This window comes from Snodgrassella gandavensis (assembly GCF_914768025.1).
GTDB lineage: Bacteria > Pseudomonadota > Gammaproteobacteria > Burkholderiales > Neisseriaceae > Snodgrassella > Snodgrassella gandavensis.
The window spans coordinates 40129-60120 of sequence record NZ_CAJZCE010000011.1; the positions used below are offsets into that span (position 1 = coordinate 40129).

Sequence of the window (19992 nt, forward strand, 5' to 3'; positions counted from 1 at the left end):
CAACCACGGCATGTGTTTTAAACGACAGTAACAGGCAAAGACAGCAGTACAACAAATTTAATTTTTTCATTATTAAGTGATATACATTCGATATAGCCAAAGCCGATTAGCAATTTTATCTGTGCCAAACAAATAAATAAAAGATACAAATTGTCTATATTTAACAAAAATCAAATATTTTATCTAATTCTAAAAAATTTGATTACTTGCGCTTTGACTTAATAATCTGAGTATCCACATAATCCAGACTAATATCCCCATAACAGGCACGGTGAGTCAGATAACCCTACGCCAGAAAATCTACACCAGCTTTTGCTATAGCCTATACTGTATCCGCGCGCGATTATCTGAGGTCGCAGTCTGACACAGTCCTTTGCACCTGCTTACTGCCGTGTGTGGTTTTTCTATCGGCATATTACCTAGCAACACCAAGTCGATACTTATATCCACCTCCACAACTATCAGATGGCCTGTATCAACTTGGGCTTGACGCACAGTGGCCACAATCGCACCTCCGTGCCTAAGCAATATAATTATCTTTAATTAAAATAACAGCATTCATACCCATGCAGTTATTTCAGCCGCTGCCTATTTCTTACAGTATAACTTTCAATTGCGCGCAGATTGGATAGATTTTACAGGTACAGACTAGCTTTGCCCCTATGGGCATGCTATCAATGTCTGACGCCCGTGAATCATGGCAGCAATTTCACTAAAGTTGGGTAAGGAAGTTCAATACAGAACCTTCCGCCATTAGCATAGCGCACGTTACCGCAAGCCTATGCCTGCTCAATTCCGGCAACAATCACTTCGCCATCACATGGATACGTAGTAAACGTCAAACTACTGTTCACCATACCACGTAACATCATGGCCAGTGACATAGTCAAATCCGGCCATCATTGCGGGTATCAGGATATTACCCATGAGTTAATCTCAGCAGTACCGGCAGCACATTAGGTATACGCCAACATCACCACTGATATGACTGGCCACATCGAAGTACTTCAAACTGCATACATCAGTAAAACAGTCACCAGTCGCAGATTGCATGGCGCCAATCATCTGGCCAGTAATTCCCCGCTTGAATGTGTGGTAACCGAACAGGTGGCTGCTGCTAAGGCAGCATCACAACACTAACCCCGCACGTGGCGGCGAAATTCAGGAATTAAGCGGTTTCCAAAAACTGAAGCCCGCGCCACCCATATACACCGATTTGAATCCATACAGTACAGCATTCAATCTCACCACGCTGTAACAGATTAGAACCCAACACGTTAGCATTTGCCGGCATAACGGAGAAATACACAGTTTGTATAGCCAATTACAACAATGGAATCTGCACATCAGCAATCATCAGGATAAACTAGCACTGGAAACCCGGCCTTACTACTGGAGCAAGCTGACCTTAATCAGCAAATAAACTGGGGGATGCATTTTTTTCTTGACCGGCAAAGAATTTATAAGCGAACTTTGCGTTGCGCACATTGTTTTCTGGCTGCTGCAACTGCTTGATTGAGTCTGGCTTCAGTAAGCGTGCCCAGCAGTGGCTGCTGAAACCCGCATTTGGGAGCCCGTACCAGTGTAAATGGTACACCACCAATCTCATTGCCTAATTGTTTCATCCAGGCACGGCTATCTGTACCCGTATAGCGATACAATGGATATCGTACGGACACCCGCTGAGTAAAACGTTGTAAATTAGCATCAGTATCCAGAGCCACCCCTGCCACAGCAACCGTGCCTTTACCAGAACGCTGTTGCTGCTGGTACCAGCGTGACAACATGGGCATTTCTTTCCGGCAGGGCGTACACCAAGTTGCCCAGATATTGACCACAAGTATCGGCTTATCCATTGGTAAAACTGCAGCCTTACCCTGTGGCCAGCTTTGCAATTCTGCCGCCTGTAAACGAATACAACCTAAAAACAACACACTAAATAAAAATATTTTTTTTAAAAGCACGGCTGACTGAGACATATCCTTACCTCAATATTACATTTTAATAGCATTAATTATAGAATACATCATCTACAATTAAGCAGCATAAATTACAGAGAAGCAGTTGGCTTTCATTTCTATTCTTCTATCCTGCCGCAATCTACTAAAATATGTAACTAAAATCTGATGATCCATTTACATCAATCACAAAAATCAGCTTAACCATTAGAATAATTAATAATACTTGTCAAAATTGAAAGTTTCGTCCACACTTCCAATTTAGATTTTTCATTTCTTTAGAAGTTCAGGGATAATCATGACAAATACCGTCATACTGTACCACAACCCGAATTGTTCCAAATCACGCGCGGCTTTGTCCTTACTTCAGGTACGCAATGTCGACACCAAAGTTATCCCCTACCTGACCGAACCATTAACCGAAGCACAAATTCGCGTACTGAAACGGAAACTCGCGATTAACTCAGCACGGGAAATGATGCGCAGCAAAGACGATCTCTTTAAGCAACTGAATTTGCGCGAAGCCGATGAAGATACACTGATAGCAGCCATGGCAGCACATCCGATATTGATAGAGCGGCCAATAGCAGTAATTGGTGAACATGCCGCCATAGGTCGCCCGTTAACCAATATCGAAGCTTTACTTGAACAGTAAATGAACGCCAGCACTAATTTTGGTTTCTGGTACTGTTTGCGTAGTGTTATTGTTGCCGGCAGCCTGTTTGTCGGAACCAATTTTGCCATCAGTGTTGCTACAGTTTACCAATTCAGCCATCCGCAAGTACTTAGTGAGGCCGATGCAGCAATCGTACTTGGTGCAGCAGCATGGGATAAACGCCCGTCTCCGGTTTTTCGCGAACGCATTAACCATGCTATCTATCTGTATCGTACCGGCAAAGTAAAAAAAATTTTATTCACTGGTGGCAGCCCCAAGAGCGGTTTTATGACTGAAGCCGCAGTTGGCCGACGCTACGCAATCCGCAACGGCGTAGATGCCAGTGATATTATCTACGAAAACCATTCGCGTGATACCTGGCAGAATCTGGTTAATGCCCAAGCTATTGCCGAAGATAATGACTTAGACAGTTTTATCATCGTCAGCGACCCCTATCATCTGGCACGTGCCGATTTTATGGCACGTGATTTGGGTTTAAATGTTCAGGTTTCGCCTACCCCGACTACCCGTTATACCGCTACCCAGTCTAAATTGCGCTTTCTGGCACAGGAAAGCTATACCCTTATGATGTATCAATGGGTAAAACTTCTGGCGCATTTCCCGCAGTTTATCCATCAATTACACACCAGATTTTTGTAACTATTTCGAATTACAATTCCTCTTGTATAGACTTATTCAGAAATCAGAACTTTCACAGAATCAGCACTCCACCCTTTCATAACGGGTATTTATAAACTAAAATCTGTTACAGCAACTTTCGCAAGACTGAATAACTTCACAACTATTTCTCCCTGTATATCATAGAACTACCGGTAAGCATAGACAGTCATTTTTTCCATACCCGACAATACTGGCTAAAAAACCGCCAAAGGCCATTAACCCTGTCGGGCAATCGATAGTATGATTAATCCCTGACAGCGAATCATTCGACATATTTACTATTAGCAAAGGCTCAAATCATGGATCGAAACCAGCAACTCTTCGAACAGGCAAAAGCCATTATTCCGGGCGGAGTGAATTCTCCGGTACGCGCTTTTGGCAGCGTAGGCGGCATTCCACGCTTTATTAATAAAGCACAGGGAGCATATGTATGGGATGAAAACCAGAACCGTTATATCGATTACGTTGGTTCATGGGGGCCGGCTATTGTCGGACATGCGCATCCAGAAGTAGTTGCAGCAGTATGTCAAGCTGCCGAAAAAGGCCTGTCTTTCGGAGCGCCCACTGAAAATGAAATCCGGATGGCCGAAGAAATTCGCCATATTATGCCCAGTATGGAGCAAATCCGTCTGGTCAGCTCTGGTACGGAAGCCACCATGAGTGCCATTCGTGTGGCCAGAGGCTTTACCGGACGCGACAACATCATCAAATTCGAAGGCTGTTATCATGGTCATTCCGACAGCCTGCTGGTTAAAGCCGGTTCCGGTCTGCTAACTTTCGGCCATCCCAGCTCAGCCGGTGTACCTGAAGACTTTAGCCGTCACACTCTGGTTCTGCCTTATAATGATGTAGAGGCACTGCAACAGATATTTGCCAGTCAGGGCGACAGTATAGCCTGTGTGATTGTTGAACCGATTGCTGGCAATATGAACATGATTCCGGCCTCACCAGAGTTTGTTCAGGCGCTGCGCACCCTTACTGAACAACATGGTAGCGTACTGATTTACGATGAAGTGATGACCGGTTTTCGTGTTGCTCTGGGCGGTGCACAGTCAATTCATGGCATCAAACCCGATTTAACCACAATTGGCAAAATCATTGGCGGTGGTATGCCCGTTGCTGCTTTTGGCGGTCGCGCAGACATCATGGCCTGTGTTTCACCGTTAGGTGCGGTTTATCAGGCAGGTACATTATCCGGCAATCCGGTATGCGTGGCTGCCGGGCTGAAAACACTGGAAATCATACAGCGCCCCGATTTTTACACCACGCTAAGCGCACGCACTCAAGAACTCAGTAATGGACTGGCTGCAATAGCCCATGAAGCCAATATTCCATTCAGTACTCGCAGTATCGGTGGTATGTTTGGTTTTTACTTTACCGCCAAACTGCCAAATTGTTTTGCAGACATGCAGCACTGCAATCAAGTATTGTTTAAAGCGTTTTTCCATACCATGCTCTCACACGGTGTGGCATTTGCGCCATCCGCATATGAAGCCTGTTTTGTATCCGCTGCTCATAGCAGTGAAATCGTTGCCGACACCCTCGGTCTGGCCACAGAAGCATTTACCGAAATTGCACGCACTGTCTAACATAAAAAATATTATCGGCGCATATCCCATATGGGGGCATGCGCCGGTATTTTTTACCAGCTAAGCAAACCAGCCTTAGCTGATAGCCATGCATCTCCAGTATCACTTTTCCGTTCAAGCATAACACACCCGCTTTTCCATACTATTGAATCAATAGCTCACTGGTTATTAAACACAGAACTTTATCGGTCAATCACACAGATAGAGTTCCTGATTAAAATATCACCTGAGCTAGCTGCTTGATCAAGTGCGTACACATAAAACCTGTGTCATTGTTAGCTATCGACGCTCTCGTTATTTGCTGCAAACCATAAGCCCATTTTACTTACAGTTAGTTGCCATAACTATAAATTATCTATTTTTCTAGCCTCTATAAAAAACGTATCAGCAACCTACAGAAATTTTTGTTCATCCGTGCTCAGGTAATCAATTGTTGGCCACAGTACAACAAATAAAACTTACACCACACTTAACAACCATATCATATTAAATTTATTGCCGTATTGCCTTGCCAGCCTCATAAAAAATGATTCACAGCATATTTGCTTTTTTACCACCCTTACATTTGTTCCAGCCCAACTGATATCCATGATTTTTCTGACATATTTTGTGTATAACCAGTGACTGGTAATGATTTAAATTTAAAAAACAAAATTAGCAAAATCTAAAATATACAGCATAAATTAACTAACAATTACAAAAAAATAACAACAAAAAACAATTAACTAAGTCTCGCCTAAGTATTTAGAGCCATACTGTGCGTTAACAAGAACCGAGATGGTTATTGTCCCAAATTACTTTTTAATGGAGATCTGTCATGAAAAAAATTACTGCTGCTGTTGTAAGTGCTATTTTCGGTTTAACTGCTGCTGCATCTTTTGCCGCTCCTGTTGCTGCAACTACCACTACCACCACTAACACCTCTGCTGCTACCACATCCGTTAAACCAGCTACTACTTCTGTTAAACCTGCCCCTAAAGCTGTTAAACCAGCTGCAAAAAAAACTCATGTAAGAAAAATACATGCTAAAAAAGCCCATACCAGAAAAGCAGATGCCAGCATGACTACTACCAAGCAAACCACTACCACTACTGAAACCAATTAATCAGCTAGCTGGTTAACGTTTGAATAAAAACCGTTTCAGGAACACTGAAGCGGTTTTTGTTATCATAGACATCTTCTATAAGCCTGATTTCATACAGGCTGCTTATCAGTCTATGTGGAAAAATGTTAACCCATGCGAATTCTACTTCTTGAAGACGATAAAATGATTGCAGAAGCGCTAAGCGACATGCTTCATGTTGCCGGTTTTGCTGTCGATTGTGTTACAGACGGCCTAGCAGCAGAAAGTGCATTACAACCAGATATCTACGATATCGCCTTATTGGATATCGGTGTACCCAAACAGGACGGCTTAAGTGTATTGCGCCACCTGCGCGCCAAAAACAGCGATTTACCCGTCATCCTGATTACTGCCCGTGATAGCGTAGAAGAACGCATTAATGGTCTGGACAGTGGTGCCGATGACTATGTAATCAAACCATTTGCGCCTGCTGAATTACTGGCTCGTATCCGGGCTTTATTGCGCCGGCGCAGTGGACATGTCAACCCCGTACTCAGCAATGGCATCATCACATTAAACCCAGCCACCAGAGAAGTTAGCGCCAATGGTCTGGTTACCCGCCTGTCAGCACGCGAATACGCCCTGCTTTACAGTTTATTGCTGCAGCCGGGTACCATACTGTCTCGGCAAGAACTGGAAGAAAAAATTTATGGCTGGAATGAAGAAGTGGAGAGCAATGCTGTGGAAGTGGTCATTCATGGAATTCGCAAAAAGCTCGGCAGCAATGTCATTAAAAATGTGCGGGGACTGGGATGGCTAGTGGATCGACGCGGATAGTATCATCACTGCAATGGCGTTTATTACTGGTTTTAACCATCGTGGTCACCTTTATCGCCATTATTGGCGACATTCTTGCCTATCAGACTGCATTTCGGGAAACTCAGGATTTGCAGGATGCACAACTGGAACAGATTGCGCACTTACTTGACCCGCGCAGTGCCATATTGCGCAGAGATACACCGGAAGATCTCAACTTTCCCGAAAGCACCAGAACACTGCCCAAACCCCGTATTCTGGCACAGACCCTCGATTCACCCTATCTCAATATCCTGATGGGTGATGACAATGCTGTACAGAACTTACAGCAACTACAAGATGGCTTTCACAACTTTACCACCGTAGCCCGGCACTGGCGGGTCTACATCCTTAGTCGCGAACACGAACGCATTATTGTTGCCCAGCGCACAGCATACCGTAATCATATTGCCAAAGACAGCGCCCTGAGTGTAGTGTGGCCATTTCTTATTCTTATGCCCCTCTTATGGCTGTTTACCGCCATCTGGATTCGCCGCCTGTTCCGGGCAACACAAGAAATGAGTACCGAATTAACTGCACGCAACGCCAATGATTTATCACCACTGGATACCAAGCACGTACCCACTGAAATTCGTCCTTTCATCACCGCACTAAACCGCCTTTTCAGCCAGCTACAGGCTGCAATTGAACTTGATAAAAAATTTATCAGTCATGCAGCACATGAGTTGCGTACCCCCATCACTGCACTTACCATACAGATAGCCCGTTTTGACGAACCAAATTTAACCATTCAGGAACAGCACAAACTGATTGGTCAAATCAAAGCCGGTATAGCACGCACCGAACAACTGCTTACCCAGCTATTATCCATGGCCAGAGCACAACATCAGCAACAACAGCACCTTATGCCGAATAATGCTTACACTGCCTTGATGCCCTTACTGCGCGACCTGATTGCAGAATTACTTCCCCTGGCTGAACAGAAGCAGCAGAACCTGAGTGTCGACATTGGCGAAGACATCAACCTGCCCATCAGCAGCAATGATTTACAAACCATTCTGAAGAATATTCTGGTTAATGCCATCAAATACACACCTGCTCACGGCCAGATATGTATTCAAACCAAACCAACCACAGACAACCGGCTGGCTTTATGGATAGAAGACAGTGGCTATGGTATTTCTGAAACTGAACGAAAGCTGATATTCGAACCGTTTTACCGCATTCTGGGCAATAATGAAAACGGCAGCGGCTTAGGACTGGCCATCGTCAAAACCCTGTGTGACCAATGGCATATAACCATTCAGCTGGCAGACTCAAACCTGACAAATAGCCAACATAAGCCGGGGCTGGCTGTTGGACTGATATTTAACATCTACAATCAATAAATTCAGACAAAACCCTGCTATTTACACCAGTTAATGTTCATTAAAACCAGATAGCATCAATAACAACCTTTGCTTTCCCCTAAACGAATACAGAACAAAAACTTAAATGCTCATTGACCCAAACAATACTCAAAATATTTATCTGCAAGGCTAATTGCAATCAGATGGCTGATTAGATTACTGCACATCATACCGTGCGCCAAACCTGATTTCATTGAACATAAATTAAAAAGACAGAATGCCCACATTGAGCATTCTGTCTTTTAAAATTGGCAAATTTTTCCCTGTCCACCAACAGACTGATTTAAAAACCGGCCAGTAGCTTACCAGTGTTTGGTACCAAAAATTTTGTCACCAGCATCGCCCAGCCCGGGGATAATATAGCCATTATCGTCCAGATGGTCATCCAGAGCGGCGGTATAGATTGTCACATCCGGATGTGCCTCATTAACCGCTTTAACGCCTTCCGGCGCTGCTACCAATACCAGTGCCTTAATATCCTTGCACCCCTTTTTCTTGAGCAAGTCAATGGTTGCATTCATTGAACCACCAGTAGCCAGCATGGGGTCAATAATCAGTGCCGGACGTTTATCCATCTGGCTAACAAATTTTTCAAAATAAGGTACCGGTTCCAGCGTCTCTTCATCACGCTGCAAACCGACTACGCTGATTTTAGCCGTAGGAATTAAATCCAGTACCCCATCCAGCATACCCAGTCCAGCGCGCAGAATAGGCACCACAGTAACAGTCTTGCCTTTAATCTGGTAAGCATCAATCTCACCACACCAGCCCTGCATTTTGACAATCTCTACATCAAAATCGCGACTGGCCTCATAAGCCATTAACCGTGCCAGCTCTTTTGTCAGCGTGCGAAAACGATAGGTACTGCAATCCTCTTCACGCATCAATGACAGTTTGTGCTTCACCAGCGGATGGTCAATCACATTGATATTCATAGCCTGTTCCAAAAATAATTCCTTTAACACTTAAATCAAAATAGTTACCGGGAAATTCCCCGAACAGAATTCAGTCAGACAGAAGCCAGTAAAGTCTGCAATTCACCTGCTTCATACATTTCCAGCATAATGTCAGAACCACCAACAAATTCACCTTTTACATACAATTGCGGAATCGTTGGCCAGTCAGCATATTCCTTGATACCCTGACGGATATCATCATCTTCGAGCACATTAACAGTATAGAAATCCTTCAAACCAGCTGCCTGCAAAATCTGCACAGCACGGGATGAAAAACCACACTGTGGAAACTGTTTTGTCCCTTTCATGAACAACACAACCGGATGTTCGGTAACAAGTGTTTTAATTTTTTCCTGAGTACTCATGTACATTCCTTATTTCATTTACTTAATGCGTGTTAGTACAGCGGCAAAAAAGCCGTCTGTATGATGTTCACTGGTATTCAACTGCAAATAATCACTCTGCATGGATGGCAAAGCAATACCCTTGAGCAATGTATGTACCGGTTCAATATGCCAGCCTGTATTAGCGGCCAGAAAATCATTTAACGGCTGCTGATTTTCAGCCTCCAGAATACTGCAAGTAGCATATACCAGTCTGCCACCTGAGCGTACCAGAGCAGAAGCAGCCTGCAAAATCGACCGTTGCTGTTGCTGCAATGCCTGTACATTGTCACCACTCTGACGATATTTTAAATCAGGATTGCGCCGCAAAGTACCCAGCCCGGAACAGGGAGCATCCACCAAAACACAATCCGCCTTACCTTTCAAGCGGGCAATACGCGCATCATGTTCATTATCAATGCGTTGCGGATGAATATTGGTCAAACCGGCACGCACCATACGTGGTTTTAGATTAGCCAAACGTTTTTCTGCCACATCCAGCGCATATAAGCGTCCGCTGCCTGCCATCATCGCGCCCATTGCCAGAGTTTTACCGCCAGCACCAGCACAAAAATCTACTGCAATCTGCCCACGTTTTACGCCAGTTAACAGAGCCAGTAACTGGCTGCCTTCATCCTGTACTTCCAGCACACCATCCAGAAACAACGGGTGACGGTTTAATGCTGGTTTATCATACAATCGGATTCCCCAAGGTGAATAAGGAGTAGCTTCTGCGCGTAAGCCTTCTGCCTGTAGCGCAACCAAAACCTTATCACGTTTACCTTTCAGGGTATTAACCCGCACATCCAGCGGCGCTGCCTGCATCACACTGCGGCCATAAGCAATAATCTGATTCTCATTCCAGTCCTGCTGCTGCAAACAGTCAATCAGCCATTGAGGCAGTTCGGCAGCAGTTGTCAGCGTAGCAGCAAAATCAGACTTGTGCTGCTTTAATTCAACCAGCCACTGCTTTTCTTCAGCATCACATAAGCTTTCCACTGCATGAATACTTAAACCGCGCCCTAAAACCAGTGCCGCCAGAGCAGCACGGCGTGGCTTGTTATGAGGTCTGGGCAGCATTTTCTGGATTTTCTGCAAGTGACGAATAGTAGCAAATACAGTTTCGGCTATTTCATGCCGGTCACGTACACCCAGCTTGCGCTGGCGCCGGAAAAAGGTCGACAACACAACATCTGCCGGCTGTCTGAACGTTAACACCTGAGCCAGAGCAGCAGCTGTCAAATCAAGTTGTTGCGCATTTATCATAATTTCTTAAATAGCCTTCCCGTCAATTTGGCCACCTTTCAGTTGCAAGGTATAAACCTTACCATTATCCATATAGCTAATCTGTACCGGAATATTCTCAAACTGTGGCGCAAAAGCATATTCCACCACATCATCACCACGACTGATACTGTACTGGCTAATATCAATTTGCCGGCCATTAACCAGCAGTTGTGCATTGCCACGACTACGAACTGCATCCAACAGGTAAACTTTTTTGCCATTAGTCAGATAGGTATTTGCGGGCAATTTACCGTGATTAAAGCCCAGTTGCCAGCCAAGTGCAAACATATCGTATACCGGTCCGTTTACCGCCATATGCTTACTGGCTTCAGAAACCTTACCATAATCAATACCCTGTTCAGTAAAGCGCGCCTGTGCATAAGGTTTACCAAAGCGACTATCCGTATAGGAAAGCGGATTCAGGGTAGAACCATTTACCGTACCAGTAGAAACAAATTGCATTTGGTAAAAAATCAGATTAATTTGGGTATTAATCCAGTACTGCTCACCTTGCTGTACAAAGTCCATACTTACCGGCAAACCATAACTGTCTACAAACTGCAATTGTGCCCGTTGCGGCAAATCGGCAGCCCGCACTACTGGTAGCAATAGTAAACTTACCCAAGCAAGCAATATACCCAGCCAGAATTTTACTTTCATACTTCTCTCATAGCATACTAATTTTTCAGGAAAATCGAATCATCTATATCAACCATAGACAAATTACTAACTCGATTACCCTCTACAACCAGCTTGCCAGCAACAAAATCAGCCACTGCCTGTGGTAATAACTCATGCTCAACCCGCAATACCCGCTGCGCTAGAGTATCAGCAGTATCGCCACCTAGAACAGGTACAACGCCCTGAACAATAATCGGGCCACAATCCAGTTGTGCAGTGACAAAATGAATGGTACATCCCGCCACCCGGCAGCCACTGTCCAGCGCCCGCTGATGCGTATGCAGTCCGGGGAAAGCAGGCAATAAAGATGGGTGAATATTAATCAGCCTGCCGGCATAATGTTCACAGAATTCAGGCGTCAAAATACGCATAAAGCCAGCCAGCACCACCAGATCCGGCTGATAAGCATCAATTCGCGCCATAAGAGCGGTATCAAACGCTTCACGGCCGGCATAATCCTGATGGCAGACTGCCTCAGTGGCCAGACCGCGCTGTGCAGCCCACTGCAAACCAGCTGCATCAGCTCGATTACTGATTACTGCCACCACTTCTGCCTGCGCAATATCCGCCTCCACCACAGCCTGCATATTACTGCCACGCCCAGAAATCAGAATCACAATTCTTTTCATACCGCTTATTTTTCTCCTGCCAACAGAAAACCTAGCCCAAAGATACCATTTCCAACTGTTCGAGGCTACGCCCAAGAAACCGTTCCCCGATTGTCTGGAATCGCAGAGGAATATCACTTACATAGAAACGGTATTGCGCCCCCGTGTGATCCGGATTAAGCAACTGCTGCTGTTGCAGTGCCTGTGCCGTTGCCTCTGCCGTCGTAATTGCTGAATCAACCAGTTTCAGTTCAGGTGCTTCCTGCCGGATTAATGATTTAAGTAATGGATAATGAGTACAACCCAAAACCAGCGTATCCACATCTTCCGCCAAAATCGGCTTTAAATATTCTCTGGCAGTCAAGCGTGTTACTTCATGATCCAGCCAGCCTTCTTCCACCAGTGGCACCAATAAAGGACATGCCTGTGAAAATACACGTGTTTGTGCATTCTGCTTATGAATCGCCCGGGCATAAGCATTACTATTGACAGTGGTACTGGTAGCAATCACACCGATGTGATTATTCCGTGTTGTTTCCAGTGCAGCCTTGGCACCGGCATCAATCACATCCAGTACTGGCATACCACCGGCCAGTTGTCTTATCTTTTCCCGTGCCACAGCAGCTATGGTATTACAGGCCACAACCAGAGCCTTAACATCATGTTCCAGCAGAAACGACACAATCTGTTCGGTATAAACTTCAATTGTGTGTCTGGATTTCACCCCATACGGAACCCGTGCCGTATCACCAAAATAAATAATATTTTCATTAGGCAGCCGTTCCATCAAAGCCCGAACCACAGTCAGGCCGCCTACTCCGGAATCAAATACACCTATCGGGCGTTGTTGTAGTGCAATCATTTGTCTCTTTATCTGTAGCCATGACACTCAATACACCACGTACTGAATCCGTCACAAGCCAGTTATCATTGCGATTATAGCATTGACCCGAAAATATACTCATAGTACAAATCCAGCCAAATAGGCTTAAAACCGGCTTTTAGCCTGCAACCTGACAAATCGGCAGAACTTTACTACTTTCACTCTTACAAACTTTATCGCATAATAAACCCGTTTTGTTAATTAAACATACCATGTCTGCATCTCAAATCCGTGAAATCGTTCTGGCCGGCGAAAACGATACCCTGAATCTGGGCGCCCGTTTTGCCCAGCATATCAGCCCGCCTTTAATCATCTGGCTAGTAGGAGACTTAGGTGCGGGCAAAACCACCTTTACCCGCGGTCTGCTCAACGCACTGGGTCATCATGGCGCAGTTAAAAGCCCCACATACAATATAGTTGAAACCTATCCATTTAGCGGATTTCACCTGCATCATTTTGATCTATACCGTTTTCAAAGCCCGGAAGAATGGCTGGATGCAGGACTGGATGAACTCATCACCGCAGATAGCATTGTTCTGATTGAATGGCCGCAACTCGGTGGCGATCTGGCTCCGTCGGCTGATATCATCCTGAACATTACTGCTAATAGCAGTGGCCGCACAGTGCAGATGAGTGCTGCCACAGCCAATGGCACACACATCCTAGACAAGATTACAGAATAAACCATGCCTAACCATATCAGCCGCCGAAAATTGTTACTTGCTTCTACCGGCACGCTATTAATCAGCCTTACCCCGTTTGCGCGTGCCGCCAAAGCTGGCGCAGACATCGTGGCTTCGCGTATCTGGCCAGCCACAGCCTATACCAGAATGACGCTGGAATCCACAACACCTATCCAATTTAAATACTTTCAACTCAAAAACCCTGACAGACTGGTTATCGATATTCAGGGCTCAGCCACCAATCAGGTCTTGCGTGAACTGAGCAACAAAGTCATTCCCATGGATCCGTATATTGCCAGTGTTCGCATCGGGCAATTCAATCCCGAAACCATACGTATCGTAATGGACTTGAAAACGACCGTTAATCCACAGATATTTTCGTTGACGCCAGTAGCCAATTTCAAAAACCGGCTGGTAGTGGACTTATACCCCACCGCCACAGTAGCCATGGAACAGGAAAAAAACGATCCATTAATGGCACTTTTACAGGACTATAGCCACGGCAAGGTCAACAGTGACGGCACCACACGCCCACAGGCCACCGCTTCTACGCCTCCTGTACAAAAACCGCGTGAAAGCAAGCCGCCAGTTATCAACCAACCCCCAACATCAGGCAAGCCGAATAAATTCAACCGCCAGCCGGTTATCATGATTGATCCGGGACATGGTGGTGAAGACCCCGGTGCCACAGGCCCATCCGGCTTGCATGAAAAAGATGTGGTACTGGCTATTGGACGCGAAGTAAAAAAAATACTGGACTCCAATGGCTACAAAACCTACATGACCCGAAACGAAGACATATTCATTCCGCTAGGTGTGCGCGTAGCCAAAGCGCGTAAACTCAGAGCCGATGTATTTGTTTCCATCCATGCCGATGCATTTACCAATCCATCCGCCAAAGGTACCGGTGTATACGCCCTTAATCCCAAAGGTGCCACCAGTGCAGCAGCCAAATATCTGGCACAAACCCAGAATGCAGCCGATTCAATTGGTGGCGTAAGTTACTCCACCGATAAAAATGTCAACAACACCCTGTTTGACCTTACCCAAACAGCAACCATCAACGACAGCCTGAAACTGGGCAAGGATGTTTTAAATCAGCTTGGCAAAATCAATAACCTGCATAAGGGCAGTGTCGATCAGGCTAATTTTGCCGTTCTGAAAGCGCCAGATGTCCCATCTATACTGGTTGAAACCGCTTTTATTTCCAATCCGATTGAAGAACGATTACTATCAAGCAGCAATTTCCGTCAGAAAATGGCCAATTCCATTGCCAGCGGTATTAAAGATTACTTATCTACAGCAGTCTTGGCACGTCGTTGATAGCAATGAATCATTTACTTCTTATATATTAATCAATACTGCAATTCTGGTATAAATGGCCAATGAAATGACACTTTTACAGCCTGAATATCTGTTTTGCGACAGCAATTAAACTTCTCTTTTCGACGTTTAATTACTGGCTTGACTGACAGTCTGTTAGTATTTTTATTACAGTACAAAATAGCGTTTTTATTAAATGACAATTTAATTTATCGCGCTGGGTGCTTGGAGAAATTAAATATTATTGATTTAAGCTGCAACAAAAATTACAGCTTAATGATTGAATTAGATTGAAAATAATCTAACATTGAACTCAAGACAAGAATATCGAATACCGATTGCAGAATGTATTTCAGCCTGCAATCGGTAATTCGCAGATAAAAATATAATGATTAATTGTTGCTCAGAAATAAAGGCTAACGAAAAAGCTGCGAGACAAATCGATTATTATTTAGCAGCAAAATATTGCATAAAATTACTTAAATATTACTTCGCAACCATCAAATATGAATAGCATCATTCCATAAATCAAATATTTGCTTTTCATTCAGAAGCAGAACATCAGTTAAAAATTTCCACCAATTATGATTATCCAACGAAAAACTTTGCGTTTCCACAATGTAATTGCGAATCTTAATTAATTCTATACCTGACATTGCATTTTCTGCAGCTTCAACCAGAGCTTGCTTATTTTTACCTAAGCTAATTTCCAACTGAGAAAGCATTTGCATGCGAGACAAAGTACCGGCAGTGCTGCGTTTATTCTGTAAACGTAACTGTGCAGCATCAGCTTTTTCTACCCAGCTATTCGCTTTCTCTGACCACTGATGATAAATATCAGGGCAAGGCATGGTGGTAACAGTAGCCGGTAATACGCCCGGTTCATCTATTGCTACGACTTCTCCGGTTTCCTTGCTGTACACCGTTTCACCTCGATGGTCTTCGATATATTGCCAGTTATCGCCTGTCCATTGTGCAATAAAGCCTTTTTTAGACACCGGTTCTTCAGCCTGAATACACAGTCTGGGAATCAGATAATGGCCATTATTTTCCAGAGGATCCAAATCTGCTGTAGTCATGCCAACAAAGTAGTTGTTTTCGTCTAATTGGCATACAGGAATAGTTTGTGCATAGATTTCCATTTTTTATTCCTTAAATTTTGATACAAGCTAAAAGTGACACGTTGCGCGGTCGGTTTTCATTTGCAGTAGGCACACATAAAGATGCATCAAAACCGATAACTGTCAGATAATTTGAAGAACCTACATTAACTGCTCCTCGTTGCAAATAACACTCAATAGATTTAAATGCGCCTTTATTTCTATTATAAATGTTACCTAATGTCTGAACATGTAAAGGCTCAGATTCTCCTGTAATATTACGTATTGCATCTACCTGCGTGTCACCAAATATCCGACCTGTATCAACCCCACGCCCATCATCCCAGCCACGTAAAAACTCTCCACGCAAATCCGGTAAATTAAATGTAGTTTTACCATCTCCCGCACCAAATCTAGTGCCAATAGCTGCAAACAAATTAGTATATAGTGTACGGGATATTGTCGCGCCGTTGGCTTTTAACCAGCCTACTGGCACAGAATCCATGGCAAAATACTGTACTGTACCTGATGGGGTGGCATTAATATCCTGAGAACCGTCGAATGGCAAACCATTAATCTTGCATGGTTTGTATAACTTAGATGCAGTAACCGCATTACCATCCTTATCCAACTTGCTGTCATTCAGGGCTTTACCCTGTCGTGCAGATAATGCTGAAAGTTTGTCATTAGAATTCAGCGTGTCAATTATCTTGGTTACACCGGCAATATCAGCAGTTGCGGCTGCTGGCGTATTTGATGCTATTAACATTTTTATTGCTGTTATTACCTGATTCTGTGTGGCCTTTTCCGGCTTGATACCAGCTGCGGCCAGAATGGCAATTAATTCAGTCTGCACCTGATTCAGCCAGCTTGCTGGCAATACAGTGCCCAGTTCGTTTATTCCGTTACCATCATGAAACAGTCCGTCTTGCGTATCAATTGGATACATTTCTTATTTGTCCTTATATGTAAATCGTATGTCGGTAAATGCTGGTTTCAGCTCTTTTAATACAGTTTCAATTATTACATCACCATATGCTGTCAATCTGTCGCCAGCCGTTGACATCCCAGCACGAAAGTGGGTTGCGCGACTATCGGTATTCTTGAATCTTAGTGATAACCGCCAGTATTCGATGTAATTATGGTAACAGTGGGTGGTAATACACCGGCTTCTTCAGTCGATATTATTTCTCCGATTTCCTTGCTGTATACCGTTTCTCCACGATGATCTTCGATATATTGCCAGTAATCGCCTGCCCATTGTGCAACATGCCCTTTTTTAGGCTTTGGTTCTTCAATCTGCATATATAGTCTAGGAGTCAGATAATGGCCATTATTTCCCAGAGGATCCAAGTCCACAACAGTCATATCAACAAAATAATTTCCCTCATCTAGTTGACAAACAGGAATAATTTATGCATAGATTTTCATTTTTTATTCCTTAAATTTTGATACAAGCTAGTAACGCCATATTTTTTGGTCGAGTTTCCGATCCGCCACTACTACTAACCCAAATATCTCTGCCAATTCCAACTGTTGACAGTTCTGCGCCAGTAGTAATAGGTTTTACTATTCCAGCATTAACATTCTTAAACTGTGGAAGTATATGACTGTGTGACTCGAATATATCTTTTTGGTAAGTACCAAAAATTCGACCCGCATCAATTCCACGACCATCATCCCAACCTCGCAGGAATTCTCCACGTAAATCCGGCAAATTAAATGTAGTTTTACCATCTCCTGCACCAAATCGTGTACCGAGAGCTGCAAATAGATTTGCATATGTTGTACGTGATATGGCTGCACCATTAGCCTTTAACCAGCCTGTAGGTGCCCAGTCAATGGCAAAATAATGAACTGCACCAACAGGTGTAACATTTATATCCATACTACCATCAAACGGCACACCATTAATTTTTCGTACTGTTTTCAATCTGGATGCGGTATCAGCAGTTTTAGCGGTACCATCCTTATCCAGCTTGCTGTCATTCAGTGCTTTACCCTGTCGTGCAGATAATGCTGAAAGTTTGTCATTAGAATTCAGCGTGTCAATTATCTTGGTTACACCGGCAATATCAGCAGTTGCGGCTGCTGGCGTATTTGATGCTATTAACATTTTTATTGCTGTTATTACCTGATTCTGTGTGGCCTTTTCCGGCTTGATACCAGCTGCGGCCAGAATGGCAATTAATTCAGTCTGCACCTGATTCAGCCAGCTTGCTGGCAATACAGTGCCCAGTTCGTTTATTCCGTTACCATCATGAAACAGTCCGTCTTGCGTATCAATTGGATACATTTCTTATTTGTCCTTATATGTAAATCGTATGTCGGTAAATGCTGGTTTCAGCTCTTTTAATACAGTTTCAATTATTACATCACCATATGCTGTCAATCTGTCGCCAGCCGTTGACATCCCAGCACGAAAGCGGGTTGCGCGACTATCAGCATTTTTAACGTTTACCCACCATACCCACATAATGTCTTCACGCGCCAGTCTGTCACCGGCACGACTGATACCCACTCGGAATGGCTGCGGCTCGGTTATGGTGGTGTCGTAGCCAATTGAAGCGGCCATCTGCATAAAATAGGGAATACTCAAACCACCGATTTCATTGATTTTGGTGATAACTGCCAATATTCTTTGCTGGCCGTTTATGCCGGTGCTGTCCAGATTGAGCAATTCCTCCCAGCGCATGATGTAATTTTCCGATGTGCGTGGGTCAATAACGCCCAGTTTACGACGAGCAGCATTTTGTATTTCATCCAGACAGTTGCCATCAATTGTGGCGGCATTTCTTACTGCCGGTGCAGTACGGTTGTATGCAACCGGAGGTAATAATCCCAATAAAGTATTGACGTAACTCATAGTAAACTCACATCAACCTTACCCAGCCTAAACCATTCAATCTTTTTGCTTGTCTCTGCGATTAGATTGGCTGCTGGCTGAGTCATCTTGCGATCGGTCACACCAGACACATCACTGATTACCGCTTCCAGCTGGGATGCAATCACGCTATCACCAGGCTTTAAAGCGCTGAAATGCTCCTGCAAGGCCTGTCGGATATCTGCTGTCGTCCTGTCAAGGTTTACATCGGACAAACGCACTTTAACTTTAATATCAACTCTGGTGACATCTGGCTTGATAACAAAGCTGTTTTTAGCCGTTACCGGTCGCACTGAATCAATATAAGCCTGTACTTTGCTGACTATCTCATCACTGGGTAAATAATTATTGCTGGTAATGACAATATCTACCGTACCAAGCCCGCGGCGTAATGGGTATACATATGCACTGGTAACGCCATCCACGCTCAATGCCCAGGCCCGATAATCATATTTATTGCCTCCGGCAGGTGGCCGACGCAACAAATCCAATAAACGGTTCAATAATGAAGTATCGCTTTCAACATCAGTACCACCGGTAGCTTGTATGATTTCCACATCGCTGGATATACCTATCGGTGCAGCCATAAATTGTGCTGCTTTATTATGCTGATTTGATGCAGAACCAGCCTCATGCGCCTGTATGGATAAAACAGCAGTACCCTCATTACCAATCACTGCCTGTTGCTGCACAGTATATAAATGTTCACCACATATAATTTGTAATTTTGCTTCAATTAATGATCCTTCAATACCATGAGCAATAGCGGTTCCGCTGGCGGAAGTAGCATGTTTACGGCGTATACCACGCAGATTACAATGTCTCTCTAGAAATTCTGTGTCCGCAGTATCCGGAAAAAACTGTCTTAAGATCCATGCCTGATGAGCATATTGTCCCGTGGCACAACTGGCCAGATTGCTGGCGCGAATATAATTATCACTATCTGAAGAAACATCAGCTTTAGGGTTTAATGAAACCATATCACGCAAAATAGCGTGGCGTATTTCCTCAAATGTTGGAATATTGTGCATTT

General features: G+C 44.2%; 22 protein-coding genes. 9 read left to right on the forward strand and 13 right to left on the reverse strand.

Annotated elements, in window-relative coordinates; all coding sequences use genetic code 11:
• Nucleotides 1–984 precede the first annotated feature (984 nt).
• Nucleotides 985–1140 (forward strand): hypothetical protein, encoded by a 156-nt coding sequence (locus MJ764_RS08585; RefSeq protein WP_239326145.1) that lies wholly within the window; start codon nt 985–987, stop codon nt 1138–1140.
• 320 nt (nt 1141–1460) lie between these two features.
• Here the strand turns inward: MJ764_RS08585 and MJ764_RS08590 are convergent, their stop codons facing one another.
• Nucleotides 1461–1979: a TlpA disulfide reductase family protein gene (locus tag MJ764_RS08590; protein ID WP_239326146.1), complete on the reverse strand. Its 519-nt coding sequence runs from the start codon at nt 1977–1979 to the stop codon at nt 1461–1463.
• Between the two features lie 277 nt (nt 1980–2256).
• On the opposite strand from MJ764_RS08590, the gene arsC reads away from it, so the two are divergent.
• The 6 genes from arsC to MJ764_RS08620 all read left to right on the forward strand — a co-directional run bounded on the left by arsC (nt 2257) and on the right by MJ764_RS08620 (nt 8150).
• The gene (arsC, locus tag MJ764_RS08595) at nt 2257–2613 is read left to right on the forward strand and encodes an arsenate reductase (glutaredoxin) (RefSeq protein ID WP_100090279.1); all 357 of its coding nucleotides are present in this window, start codon (nt 2257–2259) and stop codon (nt 2611–2613) included.
• Nucleotides 2614–3273: a YdcF family protein gene (locus MJ764_RS08600; RefSeq protein ID WP_239326147.1), complete on the forward strand. Its 660-nt coding sequence runs from the start codon at nt 2614–2616 to the stop codon at nt 3271–3273. It begins immediately after the preceding gene.
• 320 nt (nt 3274–3593) lie between these two features.
• Entirely contained in the window at nt 3594–4883 is a 1290-nt protein-coding gene (hemL, locus tag MJ764_RS08605) for a glutamate-1-semialdehyde 2,1-aminomutase (protein ID WP_239326148.1), read from the forward strand.
• 817 nt (nt 4884–5700) lie between these two features.
• The gene (locus tag MJ764_RS08610) at nt 5701–5988 is read left to right on the forward strand and encodes a hypothetical protein (protein WP_239326149.1); all 288 of its coding nucleotides are present in this window, start codon (nt 5701–5703) and stop codon (nt 5986–5988) included.
• A 132-nt stretch (nt 5989–6120) separates the two neighbouring features.
• Entirely contained in the window at nt 6121–6783 is a 663-nt protein-coding gene (locus tag MJ764_RS08615; RefSeq protein ID WP_239326150.1) for a response regulator, read from the forward strand.
• Nucleotides 6759–8150, forward strand: a complete 1392-nt coding sequence (locus MJ764_RS08620; RefSeq protein ID WP_239326151.1) for an ATP-binding protein — start codon at nt 6759–6761, stop codon at nt 8148–8150. The genes MJ764_RS08615 and MJ764_RS08620 overlap by 25 nt, the downstream gene beginning before the upstream one ends.
• Before the next feature lie 323 nt (nt 8151–8473).
• Here MJ764_RS08620 and upp read toward each other — a convergent pair whose 3' ends face one another.
• The 6 genes from upp to murI all read right to left on the reverse strand — a co-directional run bounded on the left by upp (nt 8474) and on the right by murI (nt 12948).
• On the reverse strand, nt 8474–9106 hold the full coding sequence (upp, locus tag MJ764_RS08625; protein ID WP_100090322.1) for a uracil phosphoribosyltransferase: 633 nt from the start codon (nt 9104–9106) through the stop codon (nt 8474–8476).
• Between the two features lie 74 nt (nt 9107–9180).
• Nucleotides 9181–9492 carry a Grx4 family monothiol glutaredoxin gene (gene grxD, locus MJ764_RS08630; protein WP_239326152.1) on the reverse strand — a complete coding sequence of 104 codons (312 nt, stop codon included), beginning with the start codon at nt 9490–9492 and terminating at the stop codon, nt 9181–9183.
• A gap of 18 nt (nt 9493–9510) precedes the next feature.
• A complete protein-coding gene (locus MJ764_RS08635; protein ID WP_239326215.1) occupies nt 9511–10773 on the reverse strand; it encodes an RsmB/NOP family class I SAM-dependent RNA methyltransferase in 1263 nt (420 codons plus the stop codon).
• A gap of 9 nt (nt 10774–10782) precedes the next feature.
• Complete coding sequence (locus tag MJ764_RS08640) at nt 10783–11457, reverse strand: DUF3108 domain-containing protein (RefSeq protein WP_239326153.1); 675 nt, start codon at nt 11455–11457, stop codon at nt 10783–10785.
• 17 nt (nt 11458–11474) lie between these two features.
• Nucleotides 11475–12107, reverse strand: a complete 633-nt coding sequence (purN, locus tag MJ764_RS08645; RefSeq protein WP_239326154.1) for a phosphoribosylglycinamide formyltransferase — start codon at nt 12105–12107, stop codon at nt 11475–11477.
• 31 nt (nt 12108–12138) lie between these two features.
• Nucleotides 12139–12948 carry a glutamate racemase gene (murI, locus tag MJ764_RS08650; RefSeq protein WP_239326155.1) on the reverse strand — a complete coding sequence of 270 codons (810 nt, stop codon included), beginning with the start codon at nt 12946–12948 and terminating at the stop codon, nt 12139–12141.
• A gap of 233 nt (nt 12949–13181) precedes the next feature.
• On the opposite strand from murI, the gene tsaE reads away from it, so the two are divergent.
• Together tsaE and MJ764_RS08660 are read left to right on the forward strand one after the other, a co-directional pair.
• Entirely contained in the window at nt 13182–13652 is a 471-nt protein-coding gene (gene tsaE, locus MJ764_RS08655; RefSeq protein ID WP_239326156.1) for a tRNA (adenosine(37)-N6)-threonylcarbamoyltransferase complex ATPase subunit type 1 TsaE, read from the forward strand.
• A 3-nt stretch (nt 13653–13655) separates the two neighbouring features.
• Nucleotides 13656–14975 (forward strand): N-acetylmuramoyl-L-alanine amidase, encoded by a 1320-nt coding sequence (locus MJ764_RS08660; RefSeq protein ID WP_239326157.1) that lies wholly within the window; start codon nt 13656–13658, stop codon nt 14973–14975.
• A gap of 500 nt (nt 14976–15475) precedes the next feature.
• Here the strand turns inward: MJ764_RS08660 and MJ764_RS08665 are convergent, their stop codons facing one another.
• The 6 genes from MJ764_RS08665 to MJ764_RS08690 all read right to left on the reverse strand — a co-directional run bounded on the left by MJ764_RS08665 (nt 15476) and on the right by MJ764_RS08690 (nt 19990).
• The gene (locus tag MJ764_RS08665) at nt 15476–16117 is read right to left on the reverse strand and encodes a hypothetical protein (RefSeq protein WP_239326158.1); all 642 of its coding nucleotides are present in this window, start codon (nt 16115–16117) and stop codon (nt 15476–15478) included.
• A 10-nt stretch (nt 16118–16127) separates the two neighbouring features.
• Nucleotides 16128–17024 (reverse strand): phage tail protein, encoded by an 897-nt coding sequence (locus MJ764_RS08670; protein WP_239326159.1) that lies wholly within the window; start codon nt 17022–17024, stop codon nt 16128–16130.
• A gap of 161 nt (nt 17025–17185) precedes the next feature.
• Nucleotides 17186–17443, reverse strand: a complete 258-nt coding sequence (locus MJ764_RS08675) for a hypothetical protein (RefSeq protein ID WP_239326160.1) — start codon at nt 17441–17443, stop codon at nt 17186–17188.
• A gap of 73 nt (nt 17444–17516) precedes the next feature.
• On the reverse strand, nt 17517–18371 hold the full coding sequence (locus MJ764_RS08680) for a phage tail protein (RefSeq protein ID WP_239326161.1): 855 nt from the start codon (nt 18369–18371) through the stop codon (nt 17517–17519).
• Between the two features lie 3 nt (nt 18372–18374).
• Complete coding sequence (locus MJ764_RS08685; RefSeq protein WP_239326162.1) at nt 18375–18941, reverse strand: YmfQ family protein; 567 nt, start codon at nt 18939–18941, stop codon at nt 18375–18377.
• A complete protein-coding gene (locus MJ764_RS08690) occupies nt 18938–19990 on the reverse strand; it encodes a baseplate J/gp47 family protein (protein WP_239326163.1) in 1053 nt (350 codons plus the stop codon). Before MJ764_RS08690 ends, MJ764_RS08685 begins: the two co-directional genes overlap by 4 nt.
• Nucleotides 19991–19992: the final 2 nt, after the last annotated feature.